Raw genomic sequence first — 25,823 nt, forward strand, 5'->3', positions numbered from 1 at the left:
GCGAAGGCCTTGCGCGAAGCCCTGCGACCTTCTGTCCACCCAGCTCGGTTGCGCCCCAGACCTCAGTCAGGGTCAACTCTGGGGTCACCGGCGCACTGGCCCATGAGCCACACTCTTGCCGCGCGGTGCGGCCAGCAGCGCCGCCAGCGGGTTGCGACCGCCCGGGAAGATACCGTTGCAGGCCTGAGAACAGGGCCCGCAGGGCGACGCCACCCTGTTTCCATGGCGGCGTCGCCCTGCCGCTGATCCACATCACTTGCCGGCGGCTTTTCCGCGGCCGCAGCGTCCGGCGCGCTATCGGTCATCGTCATCGTCGTCATCCGCCCACGGCGGCGTCAGCCCGGTGAAATCGCCGATGACTTTGGCATCGTACGGCCCGTTCAACCGATTGAAGCCGTCGCCGGGTACGTTGAGCTTGCCCTGGGTGAAGACGATCTTCCCGTGCGGCGAAACCGCGAACACCCGTTCGTTGAACTGGTCGCTGATCAGCGTGTCGCCATCGCGCAGGCGTACCGCTCGCGTCGGCAGCGGATTGGGATTGCTGCCTGTCTGCTTGTTGGTGAAGTACTGGCCGACTACGACGTCATGGGGGTTCACCTCGACGATGCGGTTGTTGTTGGAGTCGGTGATCAACGTGTCGCCGTTGCGCAACCGACTGGCGAAGGCGGCACCGTTGACCGTGCCGCCGGCGGTGAACTGGGCCACGATGTGGCCGTGCAGCGTTACCTCGATCACCCGGTTGTTGGATTCGTCGGCGATCAGCACGTGGCCGTTTTCCAGCAGCTCGGCGCTGTTGGGATTGCTGAGCTGGTTGGCCCCGTTACCGGCCACGCCGGTGGTGCCGTACTGCCACACGACGTGGTGGAAGCGGTCGACCACGATGACGCGCTGGTTACCCTGGTCGGTGATGATCACGTGGAAGCCCGGCTCGTCCCGGAATCCATCGAGCACCGCCGCCTGCACCGGCGTGTTCAGGCGGTTGAAACCGGCACCGGTCACCCCGGCCTTGCCGTACTGCCAGACGATGTGGCCTTCGTGGTCGACCACGAACACGCGGTTGTCCGGGCAGCCGTTGATGGGGTCGGAGCATCCGGGCAACGGCGGGCTGCTGGGCGGAATGCCGGTCCCGGAGATCAGCGTATAGCGGCCGAAGCGCTCGGCGTCGTTGGTGCCCACCACGCTGTGCGGTCCGGGCTTGTCCGAGCCGGTGCCGAATTGCCACACGATGTAGTGGGTGTGCGGATCGACCTCGATCACGCGATTGTTGAACTGATCGGCGATCAACACGTCGCCGCGCCCCATCATTCCGTGGTGCTGTACCTGCGCCGGCATCGCCGGCGACCACACGCCAGCGATGGCCAATGCGATAGCTGGTCCGAGCGCATGTCTTGCGGGGCTACGCCCGGGACGGTTGGTGACTAGACCGCGCATACGACACCTCCTTCTACGCGGGTTCCCCCTGGACTGGACGCGAAGCGGAATGCCCAGGAGTGTGCGACCGGCATCTTTGGGTGCCGGTGAAGCGGCTATCTAAAATGCCTTAAGCCAGCCGCCCCGATCGCGGGGCATGGTGGAACCCGCTTGACGCACGCAACGGCCGATGGCTCATGCGCTGGTGTTGAGCGTGTGTCTGCCGGCCGGGCACCGCCCGGTGCTCGGCCGAGCGCCGTTGCACGTGCTCGCCATCGGTTACTTCTACTCGATGCTGGTGGCGTTGGTCAGCGCGTGACGCAGCGTCACTCGGGCGGCCGTGCGCCGCTTCCTGCGGTTCGTGGTGCTGCTGCTTCTTGCCAGCGGCGGCAAGCTGTTCGACAGCCGCTGCGGCGGGATCGCCTGCGTGGGCGCGCGCCTGGGCTGGTTCCTGCTGCTCAAGGTGACGCTGGCCTTCGCCGTGCTTGGCGTGTTCGTCAACGCGGTCTGGGCCGGCGCGCGCGGGCGCATGAGCGTGTGCCGCTTCCGCCACACTCGCCGGATCGTGCTGGCGGTGATGGCGGGCATCGTGTTCCTGGCCAGGACCATGGTCTACTTGTAGGTCCATCCAGACGAGGAGAACCGCCATGTCGCAAGTGAAGTTCAAGGGGGAGCCGGTCGAGGTCGCGGGAACGTTTCCGGCCAAGGGCGCGCAGGCGCCGGCGTTCACGCTCGTTGGCAACGGCCTGGGGGACGTGGCGCTGGCCAGCTATGCGGGGCAGCGCAAGGTGCTCAACATCTTTCCCAGCATCGATACCGGCGTGTGCGCCACCTCGGTGCGGCGCTTCAACGAAGTGGCGGCCGGGCTCTCCAATACGGTGGTGCTGTGCATTTCGGCGGACCTGCCGTTCGCGCAGGCGCGCTTCTGCGGCGCCGAAGGCCTGGAGCGGGTGGTGACGCTCTCGACCATGCGCGGACGCGAGTTCCTCGACGACTACGGCGTGGCGCTGGCGACCGGTCCCCTGGCCGGGCTGGCCGCCCGGGCGGTGGTGGTGCTGGGCGAGGACAACCGCGTGCTGCATGCGCAGCTGGTCGACGAACTGACCCACGAACCCGATTACGACGCGGCCATCAAGGCGCTGGGCTGAAGCGAAGGCGCGTGCTCCCTTTCTCCGGCGCAGCCGGGAAGAGGGAGCCGAACGGCGCGGAGCCTCAGTGGCTGACGGAGATCAGCGGCACGCCGATGCCGCGGGCTTCGGGATTCAAGCCGATGCCGTATTTCAGGCTGCGGCCGATGCGCTGGGCGTAGTCGACCATCTGCGCCGCGCCGGCTTCGTCCAGCTCCTGTGTGCAGGTGGCGCTCCACAGCGCGAGCCAGTGATCGAAATGCTCGGCGCGGATCGGGAGCTGGCGATGCACGGCCATCGGGTTGCCGCGATAGCTGGCCGCACGCAGCGCCACCGAGCACCAGAACGAGGTGAGCAGGCGCTTGTGTTCGGGCCAGTCGTGCACCGCCGGATTGAATACCGGGCCGAGCACGGGATCGGCGGTGACCTTGTCGTAGAAGCGGTCGACCAGGCGGGCGATCGCCTCTTCGGTGAGCGTGGTATCTGACATGGGATCGTTCGATGGGGACCCTGGCGCCGCGGGCGACGCCGGGGGCACAGCTTACTTGAGGGTCAGCGCGCCCTTCATTAAGGCGGCATGGCCGGGAACGAGGAGAAGAACCGATAGGGCCGGCCGGTCTTGCGCGCGTCAGCTACATGCACACCGACTGCGTCGAAGTCTCCCGGCGGACGGGTTTCACGAAGGCCACTTCCTGGTCATCGACCGTGACGAGCGGATCGACTGCCCCCGTGCGTGGGCGATCCTGAATGAGTTCTCCTCCGTTGTGGGAGAGGGTGTGACGCGCCGATTGGGGCGCTCTCGGGCGCGCCATCAACCGCGCGACGTCCGCAGGTTCAGCGCATAGCCCACCGCCAGCACCAGCGCCACCGTCAGTTGCGCGCTCATCGACTGCCAGGTCGGATAGATCCCCAGCAGCTCGATGCGCGGCAACGGCGCGGCATGCACGCCGATCCACCCGGCCTCCTGCAGCGCGGCGATGCCCTTGCCGGTGAGCACGAAGGCGAGCAGCGCGATCAGCATGGAACTCGCCGAGAAGAACTTGCCCAGCGGCAGCCGCCGGCTGGTGCGCAGCAGCAGCCAGGCGATCGCGGCGAGCGTGACCGCGCCCACGCCGATGCCGGCCAGCAGCCAGGCGCGCGGACCCTCGTTCCACATCGCCACGTAGAACAGGATCGTCTCGAACACCTCGCGGTAGACCGAGATGAAGGCCAGGCCGAACAGGAACCAGGCCGAGCGGTCCAGCGTCGCGGCCATCTTTGCCTTCAGGTAGCTCTGCCAGCGGCCGCCCACGCTCTTGCGGTGCATCCACAGGCCCACGCACAGCAGCACCGCGGCGGCGAACAGCGAGGACAGCCCTTCGGTGAGCTCGCGCCCGGCGCCGCTGATCGCCACCGCGTAGCTGGCCACGGCCCAGGTGGCGAGGCCGGCGAGCAGGGCCAGACTCCAGCCCAGATGCACGTAGCGCAGCATGGCGGGGCGCTCGGCCTTGCGCAGGAAGGCCAGCAGCGCGACCACCACCAGCAGCGCTTCCAGTCCCTCGCGCACGAGGATGGTCCAGGCGCCCAGGAAGGTCGACGCGGCATCGGCCGTACCGCCGCTCAGGGTGGCCTGGGCGCGTTGCAGCAGGGCGTCGGCCTCGTGCTGCCGGGCCAGTACCTCGGCCTCGGCCCCGTTGCCGGCGACCGCAGTGCGGTAGGCGCCCATGGCGGTTTCCAGCCGCGCGCGCAGCGCGGCGTCGCGTGCGTCCAGCTGCGGTTCGACCGGCTCCACGCCATCCAGGTAGGCCGACAGCGCCAGCCGTTGCGCCTCGGCGGCGTCGCCGTGCCGGTGCGCGGCCAGGCTCGCGGCCAGTCGTTCGCGCGCCAGCGTGAGGCCGGCGGCGGATTTAGGCAGCGCGTCCGGATGCGCGCGCAGGTAGCCCAGGATCGCGCGTGCCTGCCGTTCGCCCAGCACGGGCGCCAGCTGCGCCACGCGTGCGCGCGAAAGTTCGTCCAGGTTGTCCAGCCGCGCCCGTGCCGTCGCGCTGTGCTGCCAGGCCTGCGCGCCGTCGCGCGCCTCGGCGGCGTAGGCCAGGGTGCCGACGTAGTAGGCCAGCGACCAGCGGTCCTCGACCGGCAGGCGGTCGGCGTAGCCGGCCATCGCGGTGCCCTTGACGCCCTGGCTGACGGCTTCGAACAGCGACAACGCGCTGCGCTGGTCGGCGCGCGTGCGGTCGGTGAAGTCGATCGGCGGCGGGTCGAGCGCACGGCCGGCCGGCCCGTCGCCCTGGCCGCCTACGCCGTGGCAGGCGGCACAGTTCTGCCGGTACAGCGTGGCGCCGCGGGCCAGGTCGGGCGTCTGCGCCGGGGCGGTCGGCACCGGATAGGCGGCCAGCAAGGCATCGGCCAGCGCGTGGGCCTGGCTGGCGACATCGCGGGTGGGCGCCCTGGCATCGATCGCCTGCGCCAGGCGCGTGGCCTGCGCCTGCAATGCCGGCGTGGCCGTGCCGGGCGGCAGTTGCGCGATGCGCTGGCGCACGGTGCCGGCGAACTCGCGCATCTCGGCGAACTCCGAGGCGCTCTGCACCTGGCCGTCGCGCACGGCGCCGGCATAGTCGGTGGCCAGGTAATCGAGCATCTGCCAGGTCTGGCTGACCGCGGCCGGCGCCGGGGTGTTGGCCGTGGCGGGCGAGGGCGGCGGGGCTTGGGCGAAGGCAGGGCATCCGGACACCAGCAGAACGGCAGTCAACGTCCGGATCGTCCACTTGTTGAGAATGCCTATCATTGTCACAGTATAGGCTGTAACCGCGTGCGGGGCGGTGGCCGTGTCCGGATGCCGCAGCGTCGGCCCTCCCGGCGCGTGGGCGGCGCCCATTCCGGCGCCTCCAGACCGAAAAAAGGCCGGGACCCTCGCGGATCCCGGCCTTCCTGCATGCGATGGCTTCCGTCGAGGAAGCCGCCCGCTCTTATTTCGCCACCACCCGCACCATTTCCAGGCACTTGTTGGAGTAGCCCCACTCGTTGTCGTACCAGCTGACCAGCTTGACGAAGGTGGAGTCCAGCGCGATGCCGGCCTCGGCATCGAAGATCGACGTGCGCGCGTCGCCGCGGAAATCGGTGGCCACCACCTTCTCGTCGGTGTAGCCCAGGATGCCCTTGAGGGCGCCCTCGGACTGCGCCTTCATCTCGGCGCAGATCTCGGCGTAGGACGCCGGCTTCTCGAGTTCGACGGTGAGATCGACGACGGACACGTCCGAGGTCGGCACGCGGAAGGACATGCCGGTGAGCTTCTTGTTGAGCTCGGGAATGACCACGCCCACGGCCTTCGCCGCGCCGGTCGAGGAGGGAATGATGTTCTCCAGGATGCCGCGGCCGCCGCGCCAGTCCTTGTTGGACGGGCCGTCGACGGTCTTCTGGGTGGCGGTGGCGGCGTGCACGGTGGTCATCAGGCCGCGCTTGATGCCCCACTTGTCGTTGAGCACCTTGGCCAGCGGCGCCAGGCAGTTGGTGGTGCACGAGGCGTTGGAGATGATCGCCTCGCCGGCGTACTTTTCGTGGTTCACGCCGTAGACGAACATCGGCGTGTCGTCCTTCGACGGCGCCGACTGGATCACTTTCCTGGCGCCCGCGTCGAGGTGCTTCTGGCAGGTTTCCTTGGTCAGGAACAGGCCGGTGGACTCGATAACCACGTCCGCCTTCACCTCGCCCCACTTCAGGTTGGCCGGGTCACGCTCCTGGGTCAGCCGGATGCGCTTGCCGTTGACCACCAGTTGGCCGTTCTCGATCGACACCTCGCCCTTGAAGCGGCCGTGCACCGAGTCATAGCGCAGCATGTAGGCCAGGTAATCGGGCTCCAGCAGATCGTTGATCGCGACGATCTCGATGTCCTGGGCGAAGTTCTGCACGGCGGCGCGCAGCACGTTGCGGCCGATGCGGCCGAAGCCGTTGATGCCGACCTTGATGGCCATGGGCGTTTGCTTCCTCTGGTTCGGTGAAGACGGCTGGCGGCCCGCCGGGTCGCCAGAGAACGCGCATTTTAGCCTGAAGCCGCGTTCGGCTCCGGCACAGAGATAGCTGCCCAGGCACGTATCCCGTCATCGGCCGTTTGCGCCTGCTCGTGCGAGGATCATCTCCGGCCGCCAGCCGGAGCCGATGCCATGCAAGCGAACATCACGCCGTTCTTCGATGTGGCCACTTCGACCTGGACCTACCTGGTGCGCGACCCGGCCGGCGCCGAGGCGGCGATCATCGATCCGGTGCTCGACTTCGACCCGGCCAGCGGCGCGGTGGGCCACGCCGGCGCGGCCGCCGTGCTGGCAGCGGCCGAACGCGCGGGTGCACGCGTTCGCTGGATCCTGGAGACCCACGCGCACGCCGATCACCTGTCCGCCGCGCACTGGCTGAAGGAGCGCACCGGCGCCTGCACTGCGATCGGCGCCGGCATCGAGCAGATGCAGGCGACCTTCCGCCATCGGCTGGGCCTGGATGCGGCCGAGCCCGGCCTCGACGGCCGCGCGTTCGACCGCCTGCTGCACGACGGCGACGAGCTGCCGCTGGGAAACCTCCTCGTCCGTGTCGTCGCCACGCCCGGCCACACGCCGGACAGCTTGAGCTACCTGGTCGGCGACGCGGTGTTCGTGGGGGACACGCTGTTCTCGCCCGCCGCCGGCTCGGCGCGTTGCGACTTCCCCGGCGGCGATGCGCATGCGCTGTTCCATTCGGTCTGGCGCATCTATGGCCTGCCCGCCATCCGCATGTTCCTGGCGCACGACTACCCGCCCGAAGGCACGGCGCCGCGCGCGGAGGTATCCATCGCCGAGCAGCGGGCGCACAACAGCCACATCCGCGAGGGCGTGGAAGAGGGCGTGTTCGTCGCCATGCGCCGTCAGCGCGACGCCGGCCTGGCGCCGCCGCGGCTGCTTTGGCCCGCGCTGCAGGTGAACATCCGCGGTGGGCGCCTGCCGCCGCCGGAGGCCAACGGCCAGCGCTATCTCAAGCTGCCGCTGCGAACGGATTGATCGACGCGTGGCAAACTCCCCGGCCGTTTTTCCAATGTGCACACCATGATCAGCCCGCGCCGCCATGCCGTTTTCCTGCTCGCCTGCTTCCTGCTGGTTCCCGACGCCCATGCGTGGGGCCCCGATGGCCACCGCATCGTGGCCGAGCTGGCGCAGCGTCACCTGAGCCCCGCCGCCGAGGCGCAGGTCGAGCGGCTGCTCGCGCCCGAACATACGTGCCGCCTGGCCGACGTCGCCACCTGGGCCGACGACATCCAGGACGACCCCGCGCAGCAGTCGCTGTGGAAGGCCACGCGCAGCCTGCACTACATCAACTTCCGCGATCGCCAGTGCCACTACGAGCCGCCGCGCGACTGCCCGGACGGCCACTGCGTGGTCGGCGCGCTGGACCACTACGTCGCCGTGCTCGGCGACCGCCACCAGAGCGACGAGGCGCGCCGCGAGGCGCTGAAGTTCGTCGTGCACTTCGTCGGCGACGTGCACCAGCCGCTGCACGCCGGCTACCGCGACGACAAGGGCGGCAACACCTACCAGGTGCAGTTCGAGGGCAAGGGCAGCAACCTGCACCGGGTGTGGGATTCGGGCCTGTTGCGCAGCCGCGCCCTGGCATGGCAGGACTACGCGCGGCAGTTGGACGCCCGCGGCCCAGTCGCGCTGCCGCCGGCCTCGGCCGCGCCCTATGCGGCCTGGGCCGAGGAATCCTGCCGGCTCACCCGCGACATCTATCCGGACGGCCATACGATAGGGGCGCCCTACGTGCAGGCCGAGCTCCCGCTGGCCGAACGGCGCCTGCGCGAGGCCGGCCGGCGCCTGGCCGCATTGCTCAACCGCACGCTCGGCTGAGCCCGTGCGCGACGGCCGTCGCAGCCCGCGTTGCATACGATTGCAGCGCGCTCGCGGCGCCGCCGGCATCTGCTAGCCTGCCGGCATGAACCCCGAAAACCACTTGCGTCGCACCAAGATCGTCGCCACCCTGGGTCCCGCCACCGACTCACCCGGCATGCTCGAGCGGATCATCGCCGAGGGCGTGGACGTGGTCCGCCTGAACCTCTCCCATGGCCAGCCGCAGGACCATCGCGCCCGCGCCACGGCGGTGCGCGACGCCGCCGCGGCCGTCGGGCGCGAGGTCGGCATCCTGGCCGACCTGCAGGGTCCGAAAATCCGCATCGAGAAGTTCGCCAACGGACCGATCGAATTGCAGCCGGGCGATCCGTTCGTGCTCGACTGCTCGCCCGGTGCCCCGCCGGGCGACCGCACCCGCGTCGGCGTGAGCTACCACCAGCTGCCGCAGGACGTGGTCGCCGGCGACGTGCTGCTGCTGGACGACGGCCTGGTCGCACTGCGCGTGGTCGAGGTCGCCGGCGCGCAGGTGCGCTGCGAGGTGCTGATCGGCGGCCGGCTTTCCGACCGCAAGGGGCTCAACCGCCAGGGCGGCGGCCTGTCGGTGGCGGCGCTGTCGGACAAGGATCGGGCCGACATCAAGCTGGCGGCCGAGATCGGCGCCGATTTCCTTGCCGTCTCGTTCGTGCGCTCGGCCGAGGACATGGAAACCGCGCGCCGCCTGCTGCGCGAGGCCGACGGCCACGGCGCGCTGGTGGCCAAGATCGAGCGCGCCGATGCGATCCCCATGCTGGGCGAGATCATCGATGCCTCCGACGCCGTGATGGTCGCCCGCGGCGACCTGGGCGTGGAGATCGGCGACGCCGAACTGCCCGGCCTGCAGAAGAAGATCATCCGCGAGGCAGTGGCGCGCAACCGCGCGGTGATCACCGCCACCCAGATGCTGCAGTCGATGGTGACCGCGCCGATCCCGACCCGCGCCGAGGTGCTCGACGTCGCCAACGCGGTGATCGACGGCACCGACGCGGTGATGCTCTCGCAGGAGACCGCCGCCGGCGCGCACCCCGATGTGGCGGTGGCCGCCATGCGCCGCATCTGCCTGGGCGCCGAGCGCCAGTTCGAACCGAAGGAAGACCTGGCCTCCGCCGGGCACCGGCTGGACCGCGCCGACCAGGCGATCGCGCTGGCCGCGATGGTGCTGGCCGGCCAGCTAGGCGTGCGCGCATTGATCGCGCTGACCGAGTCGGGCGCCACCGCGCAATGGCTGTCGCGCTACCGCAGCGCGGTGCCGATCTACGCACTCTCGCCGGCCGCCGATGCGCGCCGGCGCATGCTGCTGCTGCGCGACGTGCAGCCGGTGGCGTTCGACCAGGTGAGCCAGAGTTCGGCCGCCAACGCGCGCGAAGCCGTGCGCCAGCTGTTCGCGCTGGGCAAGCTGGCCGAAGGCGACCGCGTGGTGCTGACCCAGGGCGACCGCGTCGGCGCCGGCGGCGGCACCAACACGCTCAAGCTGCTGCTGGTCGGCGCCGAGGGCATCGTGGAAAGCCTGCGCGATCTTTGAAGCCGAGGCGCGCTTGAACCCTCTCCCTTTCGGGGAGGGGCAACGGTGATGGCCGGGGCTCGCGGGAAGAGCCCAACGAAACCAGGCACGCACCAGTCCATTTCCCGCAAGCCCCGCCCCTCACCCCAACCCTCTCCCCGGAGGGGAGAGGGAGCAGAGCCGTCGCACTGTCTGGCCGAGCGCACCCTTTTCTCGCCTCAGCTCCCGAGCGCCCGCGGCAAAGCGGCTGCAGGTCCTCTATGAGCAAGAGACCGACCCGGCAAGGCGTAAAGGCACCTGGCTTTTATCTCTCACCGGGCTTAGCCAGGCCGTTTCTTTGGTTACTTTCTTTACTCAGGGCATCCTGCCCCTCGCCCTTCGGGCCAGCTTCGCTGTTCGCCCGCGCTCCGGGCGCGGGCGTGGGCCAGCAAAGAAAGTGACCCGAGCGCCGCAGGCGATCGGAAGCTCTTCGCAGAAGACAGCACCACACCAGCTTCCCCGCGAGCAACATTTCCGGAGGGAGGGAGGCCGGCCGTGCTCACGATGACGGCGCTACACTGCGCCCCCATGCCCAGGAGGTCGCCATGAACCCCACCGTCCGCCGTCTCGCCCTCGTGGCGCTGCTCGCCGCCGGCCTTCCGGCCATGGCGCAATCGCTGAACAAGGTCGATCCGCAGCACCTGTACGAGCACTGGATCCTGATCAACCAGAAGGTCGACATCGACATCCCCAACAGCGCGCGCGGCGTCAACCAGCCCGGTTGCGCCTCGGTCAGCTACATGATCGGTTCGGACGGCGTGCCGCGCGACCTGAAGGTCGAGAAGGTGGTGCCCCAGGGCGACTTCGGCCAGATCGCGATGAGCGCGGTCTCCAACTTCCGCTACGGCCCCTCCTTGTCCAACAAGAACCACGACCCGGTCGCCACTTACTACACCGTGCCCTTCAACGCGCCGTCCGATCCGGCCGGCCAGCAGAAGGTGATGGCGCCCTGCCGGCTGACCGGCTACGCCCCCTGAGGCCTACGGCGCGGCCGTCACGACGGCCTTGACGCTTGCGGCTATAATCGGCGGTTCTTTGACCGGCCGCCGAAGGCGGCAGGAAATCCATTGCGGTGTCCCCGCCTCGTCCTGCACGGAGTCGTTCATGAGCATCGAAGACCTTGAAAGCATCGCCCAGGCGATGGTCGCGCCCGGCAAGGGCATCATCGCGATCGACGAATCGACCAACACGATCAAGAAGCGCTTCGAGGCCGTCGGCATCGAGAACAACGAAGAGAACCGCCGCGCCTATCGCGAGCTGCTGCTCACCGCGCCGGGCCTTTCCGAGCACATCTCCGGCGCGATCCTGTATGACGAGACGATCCGCCAGAAGACCCGCGATGGCGTGCCTTTCACCGAGGTGATGAAGAAGAACGGCATCATCCCGGGCATCAAGGTCGACAAGGGTCCGGTGCCGCTGGCCGGCTTCCCGGGCGACGTGGTCACCGAGGGCCTGGACGGCCTGCGCGAGCGCCTGGCCGAGTACGTCAAGCTCGGCGCGCAGTTCGCCAAGTGGCGCGCGGTGATCAACATCTCCGACGACAACCCCAGCTCCACCGCGATCGAAGCCAACTGCCACGCCCTGGCCCGCTATGCCGCGCTGTGCCAGGAAGCCGGCCTGGTGCCGATGGTCGAGCCGGAAGTGATCATGGACGGCGACCACTCGATCGAGGTCAGCTACGAGGTGCACGAAGCGGTGCTGCGCAGCCTGTTCAACGCGCTATACGAGCAGAACGTCATGCTCGAGGGCACCATCCTCAAGGTCAGCATGGTCATCCCCGGCAAGGACTGTGACGAACAGGCCGAGGTCGAGGAGGTGGCCGAGGCCACCGTGCGCGTGCTCAAGAGCACCGTGCCGGCCTCGCTGCCGGGCATCGTGTTCCTTTCCGGCGGCCAGACCGACGAGCAGTCGACCGCGCACCTGAACGCCATGAACCACATCGGGCCGCATCCCTGGCCGCTGTCCTTCTCCTATGGCCGCGCCATGCAGCAGGCGGCGCTCAAGCTGTGGTCCAAGGACATGAAGGGCAACTACGCCGAGGCCCAGAAGACCGTCGCCGCGCGCGCCCGCGAGAACGGCCTGGCTGCGCTGGGGCAGTGGAACGGCTGAGTTCCGGCTAGGCCAGTTCCAATGCGGTATGTAGAAAAGGGCGCCGCAAGGCGCCCTTTTCGTTTGCGCCCTCTCCCCTCCGGGGAGAGGGTTGGGTGAGGGGCCGGGGCTCGCGGGGATGGCTGATCGTGCGTTGCTGTCGTCCTCGCGCGGCGCTTCGCGATTGGGTTCGTCCGCGAAGAGCTTCCGACCGCCTGCGGCGCTCGGGTCACTTCCTTTGCTGGCCCACGCCGGCGCCGGGAGCGCGGGAGAACAGTGAAGCTGGCCCGAAAGGCGAAGGGCAGGATGCCCGGAGTAAGGAAAAGTGGCCAAAAAGAAACGGCCTGGCTAAGCCTGGTGAGGGACAAGAGAGGCATGCACGGGTCGGGTGTGTGATGCGCTTGCTCCTTTCCGGCAGGGAGAGGAAACCAAAGAAAAGGGCGCCCTCGGGCGCCCTTCTTTTCACGACGGCGCGTCCTTGCGCCAGCGGCATCAGAACCGGTATTCGGCGCTGACCGACACCATGTTGGTGTCCAGGTTGACGTTGTTCTTGGACGCGTCGTAATGGTCGTAATTCAGACCCAGGCTGACGTTGTTGCTGAAGTCGTAGCCCACGCCCGCGCCGGCGTACCAGCTGGTGTCGTCCAGGCTCTTGCGGATCGGGTTGACGTCATTGCTCAGGCCGTGGCCCTTCCAGCTGTACAGGCCCGTGCGGGCGCTGACGTACCAGTTCGGAGCCAGGTTGAAGTGGCCGTTCACGCCGGCGGTCCAGCCGTGCAGCTTCGAACGGCCCTGCTCGACCACGTCGTTGCTGTTGAAGACGTTCTTGACGTGGATGTTGCCCAGGTCGTTGTAGCCCGCCTCCACGCCCAGCGCCACGGACGGGGTGAACGCCCAGCGATAGCCACCGCCGATCGCATAGCCGGTGTCGTGGTCGTTGTAGGGGCCCTTGTCGATCGAGGCGCGACCGACGTTGCCATTGACGAACCAGCCGTCGTTATGGGTCGGCGCGTTCTGCGCGAACGCAGCGGGGACGGCCAGCAGGCCGGCGGAAGCGAAGGCAAGGGCAAGCAGCGTCTTTTTCATGGGGAGATTCTCCTGTTGTTGTAGCGATCGCGGGGAGTCGATCGCCTGCGCGCGCCCGGAATGGGGGAAGGGCGACGCGTGTTCCTTGGATGGGGCCGGTGGCCGAAAAATTCAATCTCCATGAAGCCGCTGGTAATTTGCCGTTAAGGTAGAAGCCGCTTCGACGGATGGACGCCTAGACGTCCATCCGTCGGATGTGCTCATCAGAAGCGGTATTCGCCGGTCAGCGAAACGATGCCGGTGGAGCGCTTGATGCCGGCTATCCGCTCGCCCGTGGCCGGGTTGGTGTAGTGGCCAGCGTTGGCATGGAAGTAGTCGTACTGCAAGCCAACGCCGAAGTGCTCATTGATATCCCAGCCGGTGCCGATACCGCCGTACCAGCTGCCGCGCCCGGCGTGCTTGCCGCTGGAAAAGCCCAGTTGCTGGCTGATCGTGTCGTAGTAGCGCTGGTTGTTGTCGTTGGCCCGGAACCAGCCGCCATGCGCACCTACGTACCACTGCGGCGTCAGGTTGATGCGGCCGTTGACGCCGACCATCCAGCCGCGCAGCGCGTTGACGGTATCCCGCTGGTTGACGGGGCTCGAATTGAACACGTTGCGTATGCGGAAGTTGCCGAGGTCCGCATAGCCCGCTTCGACGCCCAGTCCCAGGTCATGGCCGACCTTCCAGCGGTAGCCGCCCGCCAGGCCGTAGCCGGTGCGGCGGCCGCGGTGGCCGTTGAAGAAGTTGAACGAGCTGGCGTTGCTGCCGAAGCCGCCGTTGCTGTTGCCGTCGGTGCGGCCGACGTTGGCGTCGATGAACCAGTTGCCGCTGCCTACCGGCTGGCCGGACTGGTAGTTGCCGCCGCCACCGGATGCTTCGTCGGGCGCCGGGTTCTGTGCGGGCGCGGTGGCCTGCGGTTGGCTGCCTGCCTGATCGGCCGGAGGCGTGGTGTCCTGCGCGAAGACCGGCGCGGCCAGCAGACCGGCCGAACCCAAGGCAAGTACGTACAGCGTGCTTTTCATGGAGTGCTCTCCTGATTTTGAGGCCAGGCCATCCGGCGCGTGGGGAGCGGGCCGGACAGGGCGCACGGGGCATGCGCGCCGGGCATTGAACCCAGGCGCGCCTGAAGTTCCGCGATATCCGCGCCGGGGCGATTAAGGCTGAATTAATCGGCTTCTTTCGGGGAAGCCCGGCGATGACGCGACAGTAACCGCCCGATCGGCGACAATTGGCGCTTTGCCGCTTGTCCGGAGACTTCACTGATGACCACCCGCCGCGAACTCGCCAACGCCGTGCGCGCACTCGCCATGGACGCCGTCGAGGCGGCCAAATCCGGCCATCCGGGCATGCCGATGGGCATGGCCGACATCGCCGAGGTGCTGTGGAACGATTTCCTGCACCACAACCCGGCCAACCCCAAGTGGTTCAACCGCGACCGCTTCGTGCTTTCCAACGGCCACGGCTCGATGCTGCAGTACGCGCTGCTGCACCTGTCCGGCTACGACCTGCCGATGGCCGAGCTCAAGCGCTTCCGCCAGTTGCATTCGAAGACGGCCGGCCATCCCGAATACGGCCATACGCCCGGCGTGGAAACCACCACTGGCCCGCTGGGGCAGGGCCTGGCCAACGCGGTCGGATTCGCGCTCGCCGAGAAGGTGCTGGCGGCGCACTTCAACCGCCCGGGCCACGCCGTCGTCGATCACCATACCTACGTGTTCCTGGGTGACGGTTGCCTGATGGAAGGCATCTCGCACGAGGCCAGCTCCCTGGCCGGCACCTGGGCCTTGGGCAAGCTGGTGGCGATCTACGACGACAACGGCATCTCCATCGACGGCGAGGTGCGGGGCTGGTTCACCGACGACACCGCCAAGCGTTTCGAGGCTTACGGCTGGAACGTGATCCGCGACGTCGACGGCCACGATGCCGAGGCGGTCAAGCGCGCCATCTCGCAGGCCACCGCGCAGGACGACAAGCCCACGCTGATCTGCGCCAGGACCGTCATCGGTTTCGGCGCCCCGCACAAGCAGGGCAAGGAAGAGAGCCACGGCGCGCCGCTGGGCAAGGACGAGATCGCCGCGGCGCGCGAGCAGCTCGGCTGGAAGTATCCGCCCTTCGAGATCCCCGCCGAGATCTATGCCGGCTGGGACGCCAAGGCCGCCGGCGCCAAGCGCGAGCAGGAGTGGAACGCCCTGCTGGACGCCTACGCCAAGGCCCATCCGGAACTGGCCGCCGAGTTCAAGCGCCGCCTGGCCGGCGAGTTGCCGGCCGACTGGGCCGACAAGGCGCAGGCGTACATCGCCAAGATGCAGTCCGAAGGTCCGGAAGTGGCCTCGCGCAAGGCCTCGCAGATGGCGCTGGACGCCTTCGGCCCGCTGCTGCCGGAACTGATCGGCGGTTCGGCGGACCTGGCCGGCTCCAACCTCACCAAGTGGAAGGGCAGCAAGGACGCCGGCAACGGCAACAGCAGCGACGGCCAGGGCAACTACGTCTACTACGGCGTGCGCGAGTTCGGCATGACCGCCATCGCCAACGGCCTGGCGCTGCATGGCGGCTTCATTCCCTATGACGCCACCTTCCTGGTGTTCTCCGACTACGCGCGCAACGCCGTGCGCATGAGCGCGCTGATCCCGGCGCACGCCATCCACGTCTACACGCACGACTCGATCGGCCTGGGCGAGGACGGCCCGACGCACCAGCCGGTCGAGCACCTGGCGAGCCTGCGCTACATCCCGAACAACCAGGTGTGGCGTCCGTGCGACGCAGTGGAATCGGCAGTGGCGTGGAAGGCGGCCATCGAGCGCAAGGGCAACCCCGCCTGCCTGGTGTTCTCGCGCCAGAACCTCAAGCACCAGCAGCGCAGCGGGCAGCAGGTGGCCGACATCGCGCGCGGCGCCTACGTGCTGTCCGATCCGGCCGACACCAAGTTCAAGGCCATCCTGATCGCCACCGGCTCGGAGGTGGAGCTGGCGATGGAGGCATCGCGCACGCTGGCCCAGCAGGGCGTGCCGGTGCGCGTGGTCTCGATGCCGTGTACCGAGGTGTTCGACGAGCAGCCGCTGGAATACCGCGAAGGCATCCTGCCGTCCTGGTGCCGCGCGCGCGTGGCGGTTGAGGCGGCCACCGCCGACTACTGGCGCAAGTACGTGGGCCTGGATGGCGAGGTGATCGGCATGACCGGCTTCGGCGCTTCGGCACCCGCGCCGCAGCTGTTCGAGCACTTCGGCTTCACCGTCACGAACGTGGTGGATGCGGCCAAGCGCGTGATCGGCTGATCGACGCAACCCCTGCCGAGCTTTCCCCCGGCTGAGCGGGGGAAAGTGCCGACAGGCGGCTGAGGGGCTTGCGCAAGTTCGGCCCCTCGCCAGCCCTCTCCCCGGAGGGGAGCGGGGCCGTTCCTGGCAGAACCGGCTATTGGTTTCCCTGGGCTTCCAATAGGAGCGGATCAGGCGCCGAGCAGTACGCCCAGTTCTTCCGGCGTGGCCGCGATCGCCGTCGCGCCGGCCTGCTCCAGTTCCATGCGGCTGCCGAATCCCCACAGCACACCGATGCCGCGCACGCGATTGGCTACCGCGCCTTCGATGTCGAAATGGCGATCGCCGATCATCACGGTGTCCTCCGCGGCGGCGCCGAAATCGGCCATGGCCGCGGCGACCATGGCCGCCTTTTCGCTGCTTGCGCTGGAGGGATCGGGGCCGTACAGCCGCAGGAACGCGCGCCCGAACGGCAGCTGCGCCAGGATCGGCTCCGCATGCCGATGTGGCTTGCCGGTGACGATCGCGAGCTGGTGTCCCGCGTCGAGCAGGCGCCCGATCAGCGGCTCGATGCCCGGGTAGACGCTGTGCTCGCGCCATCCGTGCGTATCGAAGCGTTCATGGTAGTGCTCGACCGCCGCCTCGACCTGCCCCGCGTCATGGCCGAGCAGCGGCGCGAAGCTGTGCCGCAGCGGCGGGCCGATCCAGCGGCGCAGGTCTTCGGGCGCGGGAACCGCCACGCGCAGGCGTTCCAGCGCGTGCTTCACGCACGCGGTGATCCCGTGCTCCGAATCGATCAACGTTCCATCGAGATCGAACAGGCAGAGCATCAGCGGTTCGCGCGTGCCTTGAGCGCGGCCATCGCCGGCAGTTCCTTGCCTTCGAGGAATTCCAGGAACGCACCGCCGCCGGTGGAGATGTAGGAGACCTGCTCGGCGATGCCGTACTTGTCGACCGCCGCCAGCGTGTCGCCGCCGCCGGCGATCGAGAATGCCTTCGAATCGGCGATCGCACGTGCCAGCGTTTCGGTGCCCTTGCCGAAGGCGTCGAATTCGAACACGCCGACCGGCCCGTTCCAGACCACCGTACCGGCTTGCGCAATCAGTTCGGCGTAACGGCGCGCGGTTTCCGGGCCGATATCCAGGATCATCTCGCCGTCCTTGACCGCATCGACCGGCTTGACCGTGGCCGGCGCGTTGGCCGAGAACTCAGGCGCCACCACCACGTCGACGGGCAGCGGCACCTCGGCGCCGCGACGCTTGGCGTCGGCGATGACCTTCTTCGCCGCGTCGATCAGGTCCGGTTCGTACAGCGAGTTGCCGACGCCGTAGCCGGCCGCCGCGATGAAGGTGTTGGCGATGCCGCCGCCGACGATCAGCTGGTCCACCTTGCCGATCAGGTTGTCGAGCAGGGTGAGCTTGGTCGACACCTTGGAACCGGCCACGATCGCCAGCAGCGGGTGCGCCGGCTGCTCCAGCGCCTTGCCCAGCGCATCGAGCTCGGCCGACAGCAGCGGGCCGGCGGCCACCTGCGGGGCGAAGCGGATCACGCCGTGGGTCGAGGCCTGCGCGCGATGCGCGGTGCCGAAGGCGTCCATGACGAACACGTCGCACAGTGCGGCGTATTTCCTCGACAGCGCTTCCTCGTCCTTGCCCTCGCCGACGTTCATGCGGCAGTTCTCCAGCACCACCACCTCGCCTTCGGCGACGTCTACGCCGCCGAGGTAGTCGGCGACCAGGCGCACCGGCGTACCGAGCTTGTCGCCCAACCACTGCGCCACCGGCGCGAGCGAGGACTCGGCATCGAACTGGCCTTCCTTCGGACGGCCCAGGTGCGAAAGGACCATCACTTTCGCGCCGGCATCGCGGGCGGCCTTGATGGTCGGCAGCGCCGCGTCCAGGCGCTGGGTCGAGGTGATGCGGCCAGCCTCGATCGGCACGTTCAGGTCTTCGCGGATCAGCACGCGCTTGCCGCGCAGCTCCAGATCGCTCATGCGGGTGATGGACACGGCGCCACTCCTCGGGCAGACATACGGGATCGATGGTCAACGGACGCGCCCTGTGCGGGCGCGAACCTCGTATTGTCCGGTGTGGGTTTCCATGATGCAACGCCGCAACCGGGGTATGCGGCTTTGCAGGCCGCTGTCCGGCCACCCTGCCGCGCAGGGCGCCGGGTGCGCGCATGGCGGCGCCTGCCCGGTTTATGCTGCCGTTTCCACCCGGCGGGAGAATCCACATGGCAGCGGAACAGCTGGCGTTGTACGGCTACTGGCGCTCCAGCGCCGTCTATCGCGTGCGCATCGCGCTCAACCTCAAGGAACTGGCCTACGACACGCGGCCGGTGCACCTGCTGCGCGACGGCGGCGAACAGCACGGCGCCGACTACCGCGCGCTCAACCCGCAGCAGCTCATTCCCTGCCTTACCGACGGCGAGCGGGTGCTGACCCAGTCCATGGCGATCATGGAGTACCTGGAAGAGATGCACCCCGAACCGCCGCTGCTGCCCGCCGACGCGCGCAGCCGGGCGCGGGTGCGCGCGCTGGCGCTGGCCGTGGCCTGCGATATCCATCCGCTCGGCAACCTGCGCGTGCTGCAGTACCTGGAGGCGAACCTCGGCACCGACGAGGCAAAGAAGCTCGACTGGTCGCGCCACTGGATCGAGACCGGCTTCGATGCGCTGGAGGCGATGCTCGCCGGCAGCTCGGCCACCGGCCGCTATTGCCATGGCGATACGCCCGGGCTGGCCGATGCCTGCCTGGTGCCCCAGGCCTACAACGCCCTGCGCTGGAAGTTGCCGCTGGAGCGTTGGCCGACCATCGCGCGCATCCACGCCGCATGCAACGAACTGGAGGCGTTCCGGCGGGCCATGCCCGAGGCGCAGCCGGACGCGCCCTGAGGCATAGCTGCCGCGCGCCGCCAAGCGATCTGCTCCTTCTCCGCAGGAAGAAGAGGGAGCCCAAAGAAAAGGGCGCATGGCTGCGCCCTTTCTCGCTGCCGGTCGACCGGCTCGGAAGCCCGGACTCGGAAGCCCGGGCTCAGAAACCCGGGCTCAGAAACCCGGGCTCAGAAACCCAGGCCGTACGGATCGTTGCCCACCAGCTCGGCGTTCTCCGCCCCACCGCCTTCGGAAAGGCGGATCTTCAGCGCCAGGCCGTCGCGCGAGTCGGCCTTGGCCAGCGCCTCCTCCAGTTCGATGCGGCCGCTCTTGTAGAGCTTGTAAAGCGACTGGTCGAAGGTCTGCATGCCCTCCTGCAGGCTGCGGTCCATTGCTTCCTTGACCTCGTGGATCTGGCCGCGGCGGATCATATCGCGGATCAGCGGGGTGTTGAGCAGCACTTCCACCGCCGGGATGCGGCGCCCGTCCTTGCCGATCACCAGGCGCTGGCTGATCACCGCGCGCAGGTTGAGCGCCAGGTTCATCAGCACGTTCTTGTGCGCCGACTCGGGGAAGAAGTTGAGGATGCGCTCCAGCGTCTGGTCGGCGTTGTTCGAGTGCAGCGTGGCCAGGCACAGGTGGCCGGTCTCGGAGAAGGCGATCGCCGCCTCCATGGTGTCGGTGTCGCGGATCTCGCCGATCATGATCACGTCCGGCGCCTCACGCATCGCGTTCTTCAGCGCCTCATGGTAGCTGTGCGTGTCCAGCCCGACCTCGCGCTGGTTGATGATCGACTTCTTGTGCCGGTGCAGGTACTCGATCGGGTCCTCGATGGTGAGGATGTGGCCGGGCGAGTTCGAATTGCGGTGGTCGAGCATCGCCGCCAGCGTGGTCGACTTGCCCGAACCGGTGGCGCCGACCACCAGGATGAGGCCGCGCTGCTCCATGATCAGGTCGCGGAAGATCGGCGGCAGCTGCAGTTGCTCGACCGAGGGGATCTCGCTCTTGATCGCGCGGATCACCATGCCCACTTCGCCGCGCTGCTTGAACACGTTGATGCGGAAGCGGCCGGCTTCCTTCACCGCCAGCGCCATGTTGAGCTCCAGGTCGCGCTCGAATTGCGGCACCTGGCCCTCGTCCATCAGCGAGTAGGCGATCTTCTTGACCATGCCGCTGGGCAGGCCGGTGTTGCCTAGCGGGTAGAGCTTGCCCTCGACTTTGATGTTCACCGGGGCGCCGGTGGTCAGGAACATGTCCGACGCGCCCTTGTCTACCATCAGCTTGAGGAAGTAACCGATATCCACGAGGGACCTCTGGGTTGATCGCGCTTTCTCTGGGCGCGTTGCAAACAGTGATTATGCCCGCCCACAATACGCGGCGACACTGCGCGAGGAATGAGTGATGGTGCACATCTTTTCCCGGCCGCCCGGGCGCATCAAGGGTATCGGCCGGGCGGCAGGGGGCTTGGTCCTGGCGGCTGCGCTGCTGGCGCTGGCCGGCTGCGCCAGCGTGCCGCCGCCGGATGCCTCCATGAACCAGGCCCAGGCCCTGCTGCAGTCCGCCCGCGACGCCGGTGCGGCCGACTACGACCCGGTCGACCTGGGCTTTGCCCAGGCCAAGTTCCAGCAGGCGCAGGCCTCGATGGCCGCGCGCAAGTACGCCGACGCCGCCAACCTCGCAGAAGAGGCCCGCGCGGACGCCGAACTGGCCCGGACCCGCGCCCAGCTCGGCAGCGCGCGGGCGCAGGTGCAGGCCAAGGTGGACGAGAACACCCGCCTGCGCCAGCAGATGGAACAGGCGCCGGCACAGCCGGCTTCCGCCCCGGCGCCGGCTGCCGGCAGCAGCGCGCCGTCCACGCTGGAAGACATGCCGGCTCCATCGGCCTCGGTGCTGTCCGCGCCGCTGCCGCAGAACGGCGGCTCCCAGCCCGCGCCAGCCCAGAGCAGCCAGAACCAGGACCAGGGAGGCCAGCGATGAAGCGCCTTGCCACCACCGCGATGATCGCCTTGCTGGCGCTGGCCGGGCCGGCCCTGGCAGCCCGCCAGGACGACATGGACGTGAGCCGGTTGAGCTCCAGCCTCGACCAGCTAGCCAACGACCCCACCCTGGGCACGTACGCGCAGGCCGAACAGGCGCTGGCGCGCGCCGCCATCGCGCGGCTGGAGCAGTCCGGCCGCAGCGACCGGCCCCACGCGCTGTACCTGGCCGAACGCCGGGTCGACCTGGCCAAGGCCGCCGCGCAGCTGCAGGACGCCCAGGGCAAGCTGTCCCAGCTCGACCGCGAGCATGACCAGATCCTGCTGGAGATGAGTCGCCGCGAGGCCGAAGCCGCCCGCATGGAACTGGAACGCCAGCGCATGCAGTACCAGATGGCCCAGGAAGAGGCCGCCCGCCTGCAGCAGCAGGGCATGGAGGCTTCGCAGGCGGCCGAACAGGCCCGCGCCGAGGCCGAGCGGGCCAAGAAGCTTGCTGCCGCGCAGAGCCGCGTCGCCAAGGCCGCCCGCCGCGAGGCCGAGCTGGCCGCCCAGGCCGCTCGCGCCATGCGGTCGCAGATGCAGGGCGACACCGGCGCGGTCCCCGCGGCCCCGGCCAAGAAAAAGTCCGCCAAGAAGCCCGCCAGCGGCGACTGAGCACCCGCCGCAACGGGTATCGGTGCCCTCCTGGCGGCCCTGAACAAGCGGACTGGACCGCAAGAAGCCTGCCGCGGCACCGTCTGCCGCGGCGGCTTGCGCGCCCCCAGGGCGCGGGAGTAGGGTCGGGTTGCCTCGGGACACTCCGTCCCGGGGCCTACTGACCTGAAACATGCGCCCAATCCCCCTCGCACTGTCCATCCCTGTTTCGCAGATGCGCACGGGGCGCGGGTGCGCGCGCTTCATCCGTCCGCGGGTGCGCCGATCACGCACCCGCTCATCTCGCGAGGAGGTCGGATCATGTTCGAAAACCAGCAGCGTGACGATGTCGAAGCATTCATGAAGGCCGACGCGGAGTTCCGCCGGCTCTACCAGCACCACCGCGAACTCAAGAGCAAGGTCCACGACGCCGAGATCGGCGTGCTTCCCATCGACGACGTCACCTTGTGCGGCATGAAGAAGGAAAAGCTCCACGCCAAGGAACGCCTGCAGCGCATGTGGGATGCGCGCGTTCCCCAGATGCATTGACCGCCTGATTTCCGACCGCGGCCCCGGCCCTTCCCGTGGAAGCGCCGGGGCCGCGTGCGTCTGGGCGTCGTGAACGCCGTCGTGCACGGCAGCTCGGTTATCATCCGACGCTTCGCCAGCAGGCCAACGACGGAGTCGCCATGACGGTTCACCAAAGCGTGCTGGAGCTGATCGGGCGCACCCCGATGGTCAAGGCCCAGCGGCTCGATACGGGCGTGTGCGAGCTGTTCCTCAAGCTCGAGAGCGCCAACCCCGGCGGCTCGATCAAGGACCGCATCGGGCTGTCGATGATCGAGGGCGCCGAGCGCGCCGGCAGGATCAAGCCCGGCGCGACGCTGGTCGAAGGCACCGCCGGCAATACCGGCCTGGGGCTCGCGCTGGTGGCGCAGGCCAAGGGCTACCGCCTGATCCTGGTGGTGCCTGACAAGATGAGCCGCGAGAAGATCTTCAACCTCAAGGCGATGGGCGCCGAGGTGGTGCTGACCCGCTCGGACGTCGCCAAGGGCCATCCCGAGTACTACCAGGACATGGCCGCGCGGATCGCCCGCGAAACGCCCGGCGCCTATTTCATCAACCAGTTCGGCAACCCGGACAACCCCGCCGCGCACATCGCCAGCACGGGACCGGAAATCCTGGAGCAGATGGACGGGCGCGTCGACGCCGTGGTGGTCGGCTGCGGTTCGTCGGGCACCATGACCGGGCTTTCGCAGTACTTCGCCGAGCACTCGCCGGACACCGAGATCGTGCTGGCCGACCCGGTCGGTTCGATCCTGGCCCAGTACATCAACGAGGGCGTCCTGTCGGACAAGTCCGCCAGCTGGATGGTCGAAGGCATCGGCGAGGATTTCCTGCCGACCATCAGCGACTTCTCGCGGGTGAAGAAGGCCTACGCGATCGCCGACAAGGAAAGCTTCCTCACCGCGCGCGAGCTGCTGGCGAAGGAGGGCATCCTGGGTGGTTCCTCCACCGGCACGCTGCTGGCCGCGGCGTTGAAGTACTGCCGCGAGCAGACGAGCCCGAAACGGGTGGTCACGCTGGTGTGCGACACCGGCAACAAGTACCTCTCCAAGATGTACAACGACTACTGGATGCTCGACAACGGCTTCATCGAGCGCCAGCAGCACGGCGACCTGCGCGATCTGCTGCTGCGCCCGTTCGCCCAGCGCGACACCGTGGTGGTCGGCCCGAACGAGCTGCTGATGACCGCCTACACGCGCATGAAGCTGTACGACGTCTCGCAGCTGCCGGTGATGGACGGCAACCAGCTGGTCGGCATCCTCGACGAGTCCGACGTGCTGATGCACGTGCACGCCAACGAAGCGCGCTTCCGCGACCCGGTGTCCACCGCGATGATCACCTCGCTCACCAAGCTCGACGTGCATTCGCCGATCGAGGCCTTGTTGCCGGTATTCGAGCGCGGCCACGTGGCGATCGTGGTCGATGGCGACCAGTTCATGGGGTTGATCACCCGCATCGACCTGTTGAACTACCTGCGCCGCAAGGTGCACTAAGGGCGCGCGAAAGCCCGTTGAAACAAGCCCCGGGAACAATCGCCAGCCTTGCGCAGAACCCTTAAGGAACAGTGCCCATGTGTGGAATCGTTGCCGCCACCGCCCAGCGTGACGTCGCCCCTCTGCTGATCGCCGGCCTCAAGGCGCTGGAGTACCGCGGCTACGACTCCGCCGGCCTGGCCGTGCTCGACGAGGACGCCATCCGGCGCGTGCGCGCCAAGGGCAAGGTGCGCGAGATGGAAGCCCTTTACCTGGCCGACCCGCTGCCCGGCTGCACCGGCATCGCGCATACGCGCTGGGCTACCCACGGCGTGCCCAACGAGGCCAACGCCCACCCGCACATCGTCGGCCGCGTGGCGCTGGTGCACAACGGCATCATCGAGAACTACGCGACGCTCCGCGCCGAGCTGCAGTCGCGCGGCCACGTGTTCACTTCCGAAACCGACACCGAAGTGATGGCCGCGCTGATCGAGGAGCGCATCGCCGGGGGCATGAGCCTGCGCGACGCGGTGCTGGCCACCGTGCGTGCGCTCGAAGGCGCCTATGCCATCGCCGTGATCAGCCACGACGAGCCCGGCCACGTGGTCGGCGCGCGGCGCGGCGCGCCGCTGCTGGTCGGCCTGGGGATCGGCGAAAATTTCCTGGGCTCGGACGCGCAGGCGCTGATCCAGGTGACCAACCGCATGGTCTACCTGGACGAAGGCGACGTGGTCGAGATCACCCGAGACAGCGTGCGGGTCTATGGCCTGGACGGCGCGCCGGTGGAACGCGCGGTGCACCAGAGCGAGCTGTCCACCGACGCGGTCGAGCGCGGCGAGTACCGGCACTACATGCAGAAGGAGATCCACGAGCAGCCGCGCGCGGTGAGCGACACGCTGGAGGCGCGCATCGGCCCGCACGGCGTGCTGCCCAACATCTTCGGCGTCGGCGGTGACGAGCTGCTGGGCAAGGTCAAGGGCCTGCACATCATCGCCTGCGGCACCAGCTACCACGCCGGCCTGGTCGCCAAGTACTGGATCGAGGAGTACGCGCGGCTGCCGGTCAGCGTCGAAGTGGCCAGCGAGTACCGCTATCGCGACACGGTGGTGCCGCAAGGCACGCTGTTCGTGGCCATCTCCCAGTCCGGCGAAACCGCCGACACGCTCGCGGCCATGCGCGAGTCGCGCCGCCGCGGCTACCTGGGCACGCTGGCGATCTGCAACGTGCCCGAATCGTCGGTGGTGCGCGAGGCGGACCTCAAGCTCATGACCCGCGCCGGCCCCGAGATCGGCGTGGCCTCCACCAAGGCGTTCACCACGCAGCTGGCGGCGCTCGCGCTGCTGTGCCTGAAGCTCGCCGAGCAGCGTGGACTGGACCAGGCGGTCTATGCCGAGCTTTGCGCGCAGCTCGCGCACCTGCCGCGCGCGATCGAGGAGGCACTCAAGCTGGAGCCGCAGATCGCCGAGCTGGCGGCGATGTTCGTGCCGCTGAACCACGCATTGTTCCTCGGTCGCGGCGCGCAGTACCCGGTGGCGCTGGAAGGCTCGCTCAAGCTCAAGGAAATCTCCTACATCCACGCCGAGGCTTATCCCGCCGGCGAACTCAAGCACGGCCCGCTGGCGCTGGTGGACGAGGAGATGCCCGTGGTCGCCGTCGCCCCCAACGGCCCGCTGCTGGACAAGCTCAAGTCCAACCTGCAGGAAGTCCGCGCCCGCGGCGGCCGCCTGATCGTCTTCGCCGACGGCCAGGCCGAGGTGGACGAGCACAACGCCAACGGCGCCACGCTGCGCGTGGATGGCGGCGGTTCGCTCATCGCCCCGGCGGTGTTCACCGTGCCCCTGCAGCTGCTCGCCTACCACGTCGCCGTGCTGCGCGGCACCGACGTCGACCAGCCGCGCAACCTGGCCAAGTCGGTGACGGTGGAGTAAGCAGGCGCGACAG

24 protein-coding genes are annotated in these 25,823 nt (G+C 68.5%); 15 read left to right on the top strand and 9 right to left on the bottom strand.

What is annotated here, in order from left to right:
• Positions 1 to 294: 294 nt before the first annotated feature.
• A complete protein-coding gene (locus VGU03_RS01700; protein WP_327478070.1) occupies positions 295 to 1,362 on the bottom strand; it encodes a hypothetical protein in 1,068 nt (355 codons plus the stop codon).
• 238 nt (positions 1,363 to 1,600) lie between these two features.
• Here VGU03_RS01700 and VGU03_RS01705 point away from each other — a divergent pair, with 238 nt between their 5' ends.
• Genes VGU03_RS01705 through tpx form a run of 3 tightly spaced genes read left to right on the top strand, consistent with a single transcriptional unit; the run spans position 1,601 to position 2,558 of the window.
• Positions 1,601 to 1,729, top strand: coding sequence for a hypothetical protein (locus tag VGU03_RS01705; RefSeq protein ID WP_327478072.1), 129 nt, complete (start codon positions 1,601 to 1,603; stop codon positions 1,727 to 1,729).
• 21 nt (positions 1,730 to 1,750) lie between these two features.
• Positions 1,751 to 2,032, top strand: a complete 282-nt coding sequence (locus VGU03_RS01710) for a hypothetical protein (RefSeq protein ID WP_327478074.1) — start codon at positions 1,751 to 1,753, stop codon at positions 2,030 to 2,032.
• 25 nt (positions 2,033 to 2,057) lie between these two features.
• Entirely contained in the window at positions 2,058 to 2,558 is a 501-nt protein-coding gene (gene tpx, locus VGU03_RS01715) for a thiol peroxidase (protein ID WP_327478076.1), read from the top strand.
• A 64-nt stretch (positions 2,559 to 2,622) separates the two neighbouring features.
• Here tpx and VGU03_RS01720 read toward each other — a convergent pair whose 3' ends face one another.
• The 3 genes from VGU03_RS01720 to gap all read right to left on the bottom strand — a co-directional run bounded on the left by VGU03_RS01720 (position 2,623) and on the right by gap (position 6,484).
• The gene (locus VGU03_RS01720; protein ID WP_327478078.1) at positions 2,623 to 3,027 is read right to left on the bottom strand and encodes a group III truncated hemoglobin; all 405 of its coding nucleotides are present in this window, start codon (positions 3,025 to 3,027) and stop codon (positions 2,623 to 2,625) included.
• A 321-nt stretch (positions 3,028 to 3,348) separates the two neighbouring features.
• The gene (locus VGU03_RS01725; RefSeq protein ID WP_327478080.1) at positions 3,349 to 5,265 is read right to left on the bottom strand and encodes a cytochrome c/FTR1 family iron permease; all 1,917 of its coding nucleotides are present in this window, start codon (positions 5,263 to 5,265) and stop codon (positions 3,349 to 3,351) included.
• 217 nt (positions 5,266 to 5,482) lie between these two features.
• On the bottom strand, positions 5,483 to 6,484 hold the full coding sequence (gene gap, locus VGU03_RS01730; RefSeq protein ID WP_327478082.1) for a type I glyceraldehyde-3-phosphate dehydrogenase: 1,002 nt from the start codon (positions 6,482 to 6,484) through the stop codon (positions 5,483 to 5,485).
• Positions 6,485 to 6,673: 189 nt separating this feature from the next.
• Between gap and VGU03_RS01735 the strand changes: the two genes are divergently transcribed.
• From VGU03_RS01735 to VGU03_RS01755, 5 genes are all read left to right on the top strand, one after another.
• Entirely contained in the window at positions 6,674 to 7,534 is an 861-nt protein-coding gene (locus VGU03_RS01735) for an MBL fold metallo-hydrolase (protein WP_327478084.1), read from the top strand.
• A 45-nt stretch (positions 7,535 to 7,579) separates the two neighbouring features.
• Positions 7,580 to 8,377 (top strand): S1/P1 nuclease, encoded by a 798-nt coding sequence (locus tag VGU03_RS01740; protein ID WP_327478086.1) that lies wholly within the window; start codon positions 7,580 to 7,582, stop codon positions 8,375 to 8,377.
• A gap of 85 nt (positions 8,378 to 8,462) precedes the next feature.
• A complete protein-coding gene (pyk, locus tag VGU03_RS01745; RefSeq protein WP_327478088.1) occupies positions 8,463 to 9,935 on the top strand; it encodes a pyruvate kinase in 1,473 nt (490 codons plus the stop codon).
• 563 nt (positions 9,936 to 10,498) lie between these two features.
• A complete protein-coding gene (locus VGU03_RS01750) occupies positions 10,499 to 10,930 on the top strand; it encodes an energy transducer TonB (RefSeq protein WP_327478090.1) in 432 nt (143 codons plus the stop codon).
• A 127-nt stretch (positions 10,931 to 11,057) separates the two neighbouring features.
• Positions 11,058 to 12,062 (top strand): class I fructose-bisphosphate aldolase, encoded by a 1,005-nt coding sequence (locus VGU03_RS01755; protein WP_327478092.1) that lies wholly within the window; start codon positions 11,058 to 11,060, stop codon positions 12,060 to 12,062.
• Positions 12,063 to 12,533: 471 nt separating this feature from the next.
• Here VGU03_RS01755 and VGU03_RS01760 read toward each other — a convergent pair whose 3' ends face one another.
• Together VGU03_RS01760 and VGU03_RS01765 are read right to left on the bottom strand one after the other, a co-directional pair.
• On the bottom strand, positions 12,534 to 13,127 hold the full coding sequence (locus VGU03_RS01760) for a porin family protein (protein ID WP_327478094.1): 594 nt from the start codon (positions 13,125 to 13,127) through the stop codon (positions 12,534 to 12,536).
• Positions 13,128 to 13,330: 203 nt separating this feature from the next.
• Positions 13,331 to 14,131: a porin family protein gene (locus VGU03_RS01765; RefSeq protein ID WP_327478096.1), complete on the bottom strand. Its 801-nt coding sequence runs from the start codon at positions 14,129 to 14,131 to the stop codon at positions 13,331 to 13,333.
• A gap of 240 nt (positions 14,132 to 14,371) precedes the next feature.
• On the opposite strand from VGU03_RS01765, the gene tkt reads away from it, so the two are divergent.
• Positions 14,372 to 16,381: a transketolase gene (gene tkt / locus VGU03_RS01770; RefSeq protein WP_327478098.1), complete on the top strand. Its 2,010-nt coding sequence runs from the start codon at positions 14,372 to 14,374 to the stop codon at positions 16,379 to 16,381.
• A 170-nt stretch (positions 16,382 to 16,551) separates the two neighbouring features.
• On the opposite strand, the gene VGU03_RS01775 is transcribed toward tkt, so the two are convergent.
• Together VGU03_RS01775 and VGU03_RS01780 are read right to left on the bottom strand one after the other, a co-directional pair.
• Positions 16,552 to 17,190 (bottom strand): HAD hydrolase-like protein, encoded by a 639-nt coding sequence (locus tag VGU03_RS01775; protein ID WP_327478100.1) that lies wholly within the window; start codon positions 17,188 to 17,190, stop codon positions 16,552 to 16,554.
• Positions 17,190 to 18,368, bottom strand: a complete 1,179-nt coding sequence (locus VGU03_RS01780) for a phosphoglycerate kinase (RefSeq protein WP_327478102.1) — start codon at positions 18,366 to 18,368, stop codon at positions 17,190 to 17,192. Before VGU03_RS01780 ends, VGU03_RS01775 begins: the two co-directional genes overlap by 1 nt.
• A 227-nt stretch (positions 18,369 to 18,595) precedes the next feature.
• On the opposite strand from VGU03_RS01780, the gene maiA reads away from it, so the two are divergent.
• Positions 18,596 to 19,255: a maleylacetoacetate isomerase gene (gene maiA / locus VGU03_RS01785; RefSeq protein ID WP_327478104.1), complete on the top strand. Its 660-nt coding sequence runs from the start codon at positions 18,596 to 18,598 to the stop codon at positions 19,253 to 19,255.
• A gap of 167 nt (positions 19,256 to 19,422) precedes the next feature.
• Here the strand turns inward: maiA and VGU03_RS01790 are convergent, their stop codons facing one another.
• Positions 19,423 to 20,538: a PilT/PilU family type 4a pilus ATPase gene (locus VGU03_RS01790; RefSeq protein ID WP_327476133.1), complete on the bottom strand. Its 1,116-nt coding sequence runs from the start codon at positions 20,536 to 20,538 to the stop codon at positions 19,423 to 19,425.
• Between the two features lie 97 nt (positions 20,539 to 20,635).
• Between VGU03_RS01790 and VGU03_RS01795 the strand changes: the two genes are divergently transcribed.
• The 5 genes from VGU03_RS01795 to glmS all read left to right on the top strand — a co-directional run bounded on the left by VGU03_RS01795 (position 20,636) and on the right by glmS (position 25,810).
• Positions 20,636 to 21,211 carry a DUF4398 domain-containing protein gene (locus tag VGU03_RS01795; RefSeq protein ID WP_327478106.1) on the top strand — a complete coding sequence of 192 codons (576 nt, stop codon included), beginning with the start codon at positions 20,636 to 20,638 and terminating at the stop codon, positions 21,209 to 21,211.
• A complete protein-coding gene (locus tag VGU03_RS01800; RefSeq protein WP_327478109.1) occupies positions 21,208 to 21,864 on the top strand; it encodes a hypothetical protein in 657 nt (218 codons plus the stop codon). Before VGU03_RS01795 ends, VGU03_RS01800 begins: the two co-directional genes overlap by 4 nt.
• A gap of 300 nt (positions 21,865 to 22,164) precedes the next feature.
• Positions 22,165 to 22,392 carry a YdcH family protein gene (locus VGU03_RS01805; protein ID WP_327476127.1) on the top strand — a complete coding sequence of 76 codons (228 nt, stop codon included), beginning with the start codon at positions 22,165 to 22,167 and terminating at the stop codon, positions 22,390 to 22,392.
• A gap of 140 nt (positions 22,393 to 22,532) precedes the next feature.
• On the top strand, positions 22,533 to 23,903 hold the full coding sequence (locus VGU03_RS01810; RefSeq protein WP_327478111.1) for a pyridoxal-phosphate dependent enzyme: 1,371 nt from the start codon (positions 22,533 to 22,535) through the stop codon (positions 23,901 to 23,903).
• 77 nt (positions 23,904 to 23,980) lie between these two features.
• On the top strand, positions 23,981 to 25,810 hold the full coding sequence (gene glmS / locus VGU03_RS01815; RefSeq protein WP_327478113.1) for a glutamine--fructose-6-phosphate transaminase (isomerizing): 1,830 nt from the start codon (positions 23,981 to 23,983) through the stop codon (positions 25,808 to 25,810).
• Positions 25,811 to 25,823: the final 13 nt, after the last annotated feature.

This window comes from Frateuria sp. (assembly GCF_035944355.1).
Taxonomy (GTDB): Bacteria; Pseudomonadota; Gammaproteobacteria; order Xanthomonadales; family Rhodanobacteraceae; genus Frateuria_A.

What these genes read in the sequence shown, in the direction of transcription:
- VGU03_RS01705 (WP_327478072.1), top strand. Translation starts at nt 1,601, where the DNA reads ATGGCTCATGCGCTGGTGTTGAGCGTGTGTCTGCCGGCCGGGCACCGC.
- tpx (WP_327478076.1), top strand. Translation starts at nt 2,058, where the DNA reads ATGTCGCAAGTGAAGTTCAAGGGGGAGCCGGTCGAGGTCGCGGGAACG.
- VGU03_RS01720 (WP_327478078.1), bottom strand. Translation starts at nt 3,027, where the DNA reads ATGTCAGATACCACGCTCACCGAAGAGGCGATCGCCCGCCTGGTCGAC.
- gap (WP_327478082.1), bottom strand. Translation starts at nt 6,484, where the DNA reads ATGGCCATCAAGGTCGGCATCAACGGCTTCGGCCGCATCGGCCGCAAC.
- VGU03_RS01735 (WP_327478084.1), top strand. Translation starts at nt 6,674, where the DNA reads ATGCAAGCGAACATCACGCCGTTCTTCGATGTGGCCACTTCGACCTGG.
- VGU03_RS01740 (WP_327478086.1), top strand. Translation starts at nt 7,580, where the DNA reads ATGATCAGCCCGCGCCGCCATGCCGTTTTCCTGCTCGCCTGCTTCCTG.
- pyk (WP_327478088.1), top strand. Translation starts at nt 8,463, where the DNA reads ATGAACCCCGAAAACCACTTGCGTCGCACCAAGATCGTCGCCACCCTG.
- VGU03_RS01750 (WP_327478090.1), top strand. Translation starts at nt 10,499, where the DNA reads ATGAACCCCACCGTCCGCCGTCTCGCCCTCGTGGCGCTGCTCGCCGCC.
- VGU03_RS01755 (WP_327478092.1), top strand. Translation starts at nt 11,058, where the DNA reads ATGAGCATCGAAGACCTTGAAAGCATCGCCCAGGCGATGGTCGCGCCC.
- VGU03_RS01760 (WP_327478094.1), bottom strand. Translation starts at nt 13,127, where the DNA reads ATGAAAAAGACGCTGCTTGCCCTTGCCTTCGCTTCCGCCGGCCTGCTG.
- VGU03_RS01765 (WP_327478096.1), bottom strand. Translation starts at nt 14,131, where the DNA reads ATGAAAAGCACGCTGTACGTACTTGCCTTGGGTTCGGCCGGTCTGCTG.
- tkt (WP_327478098.1), top strand. Translation starts at nt 14,372, where the DNA reads ATGACCACCCGCCGCGAACTCGCCAACGCCGTGCGCGCACTCGCCATG.
- VGU03_RS01775 (WP_327478100.1), bottom strand. Translation starts at nt 17,190, where the DNA reads ATGCTCTGCCTGTTCGATCTCGATGGAACGTTGATCGATTCGGAGCAC.
- maiA (WP_327478104.1), top strand. Translation starts at nt 18,596, where the DNA reads ATGGCAGCGGAACAGCTGGCGTTGTACGGCTACTGGCGCTCCAGCGCC.
- VGU03_RS01795 (WP_327478106.1), top strand. Translation starts at nt 20,636, where the DNA reads ATGGTGCACATCTTTTCCCGGCCGCCCGGGCGCATCAAGGGTATCGGC.
- VGU03_RS01800 (WP_327478109.1), top strand. Translation starts at nt 21,208, where the DNA reads ATGAAGCGCCTTGCCACCACCGCGATGATCGCCTTGCTGGCGCTGGCC.
- VGU03_RS01805 (WP_327476127.1), top strand. Translation starts at nt 22,165, where the DNA reads ATGTTCGAAAACCAGCAGCGTGACGATGTCGAAGCATTCATGAAGGCC.
- VGU03_RS01810 (WP_327478111.1), top strand. Translation starts at nt 22,533, where the DNA reads ATGACGGTTCACCAAAGCGTGCTGGAGCTGATCGGGCGCACCCCGATG.
- glmS (WP_327478113.1), top strand. Translation starts at nt 23,981, where the DNA reads ATGTGTGGAATCGTTGCCGCCACCGCCCAGCGTGACGTCGCCCCTCTG.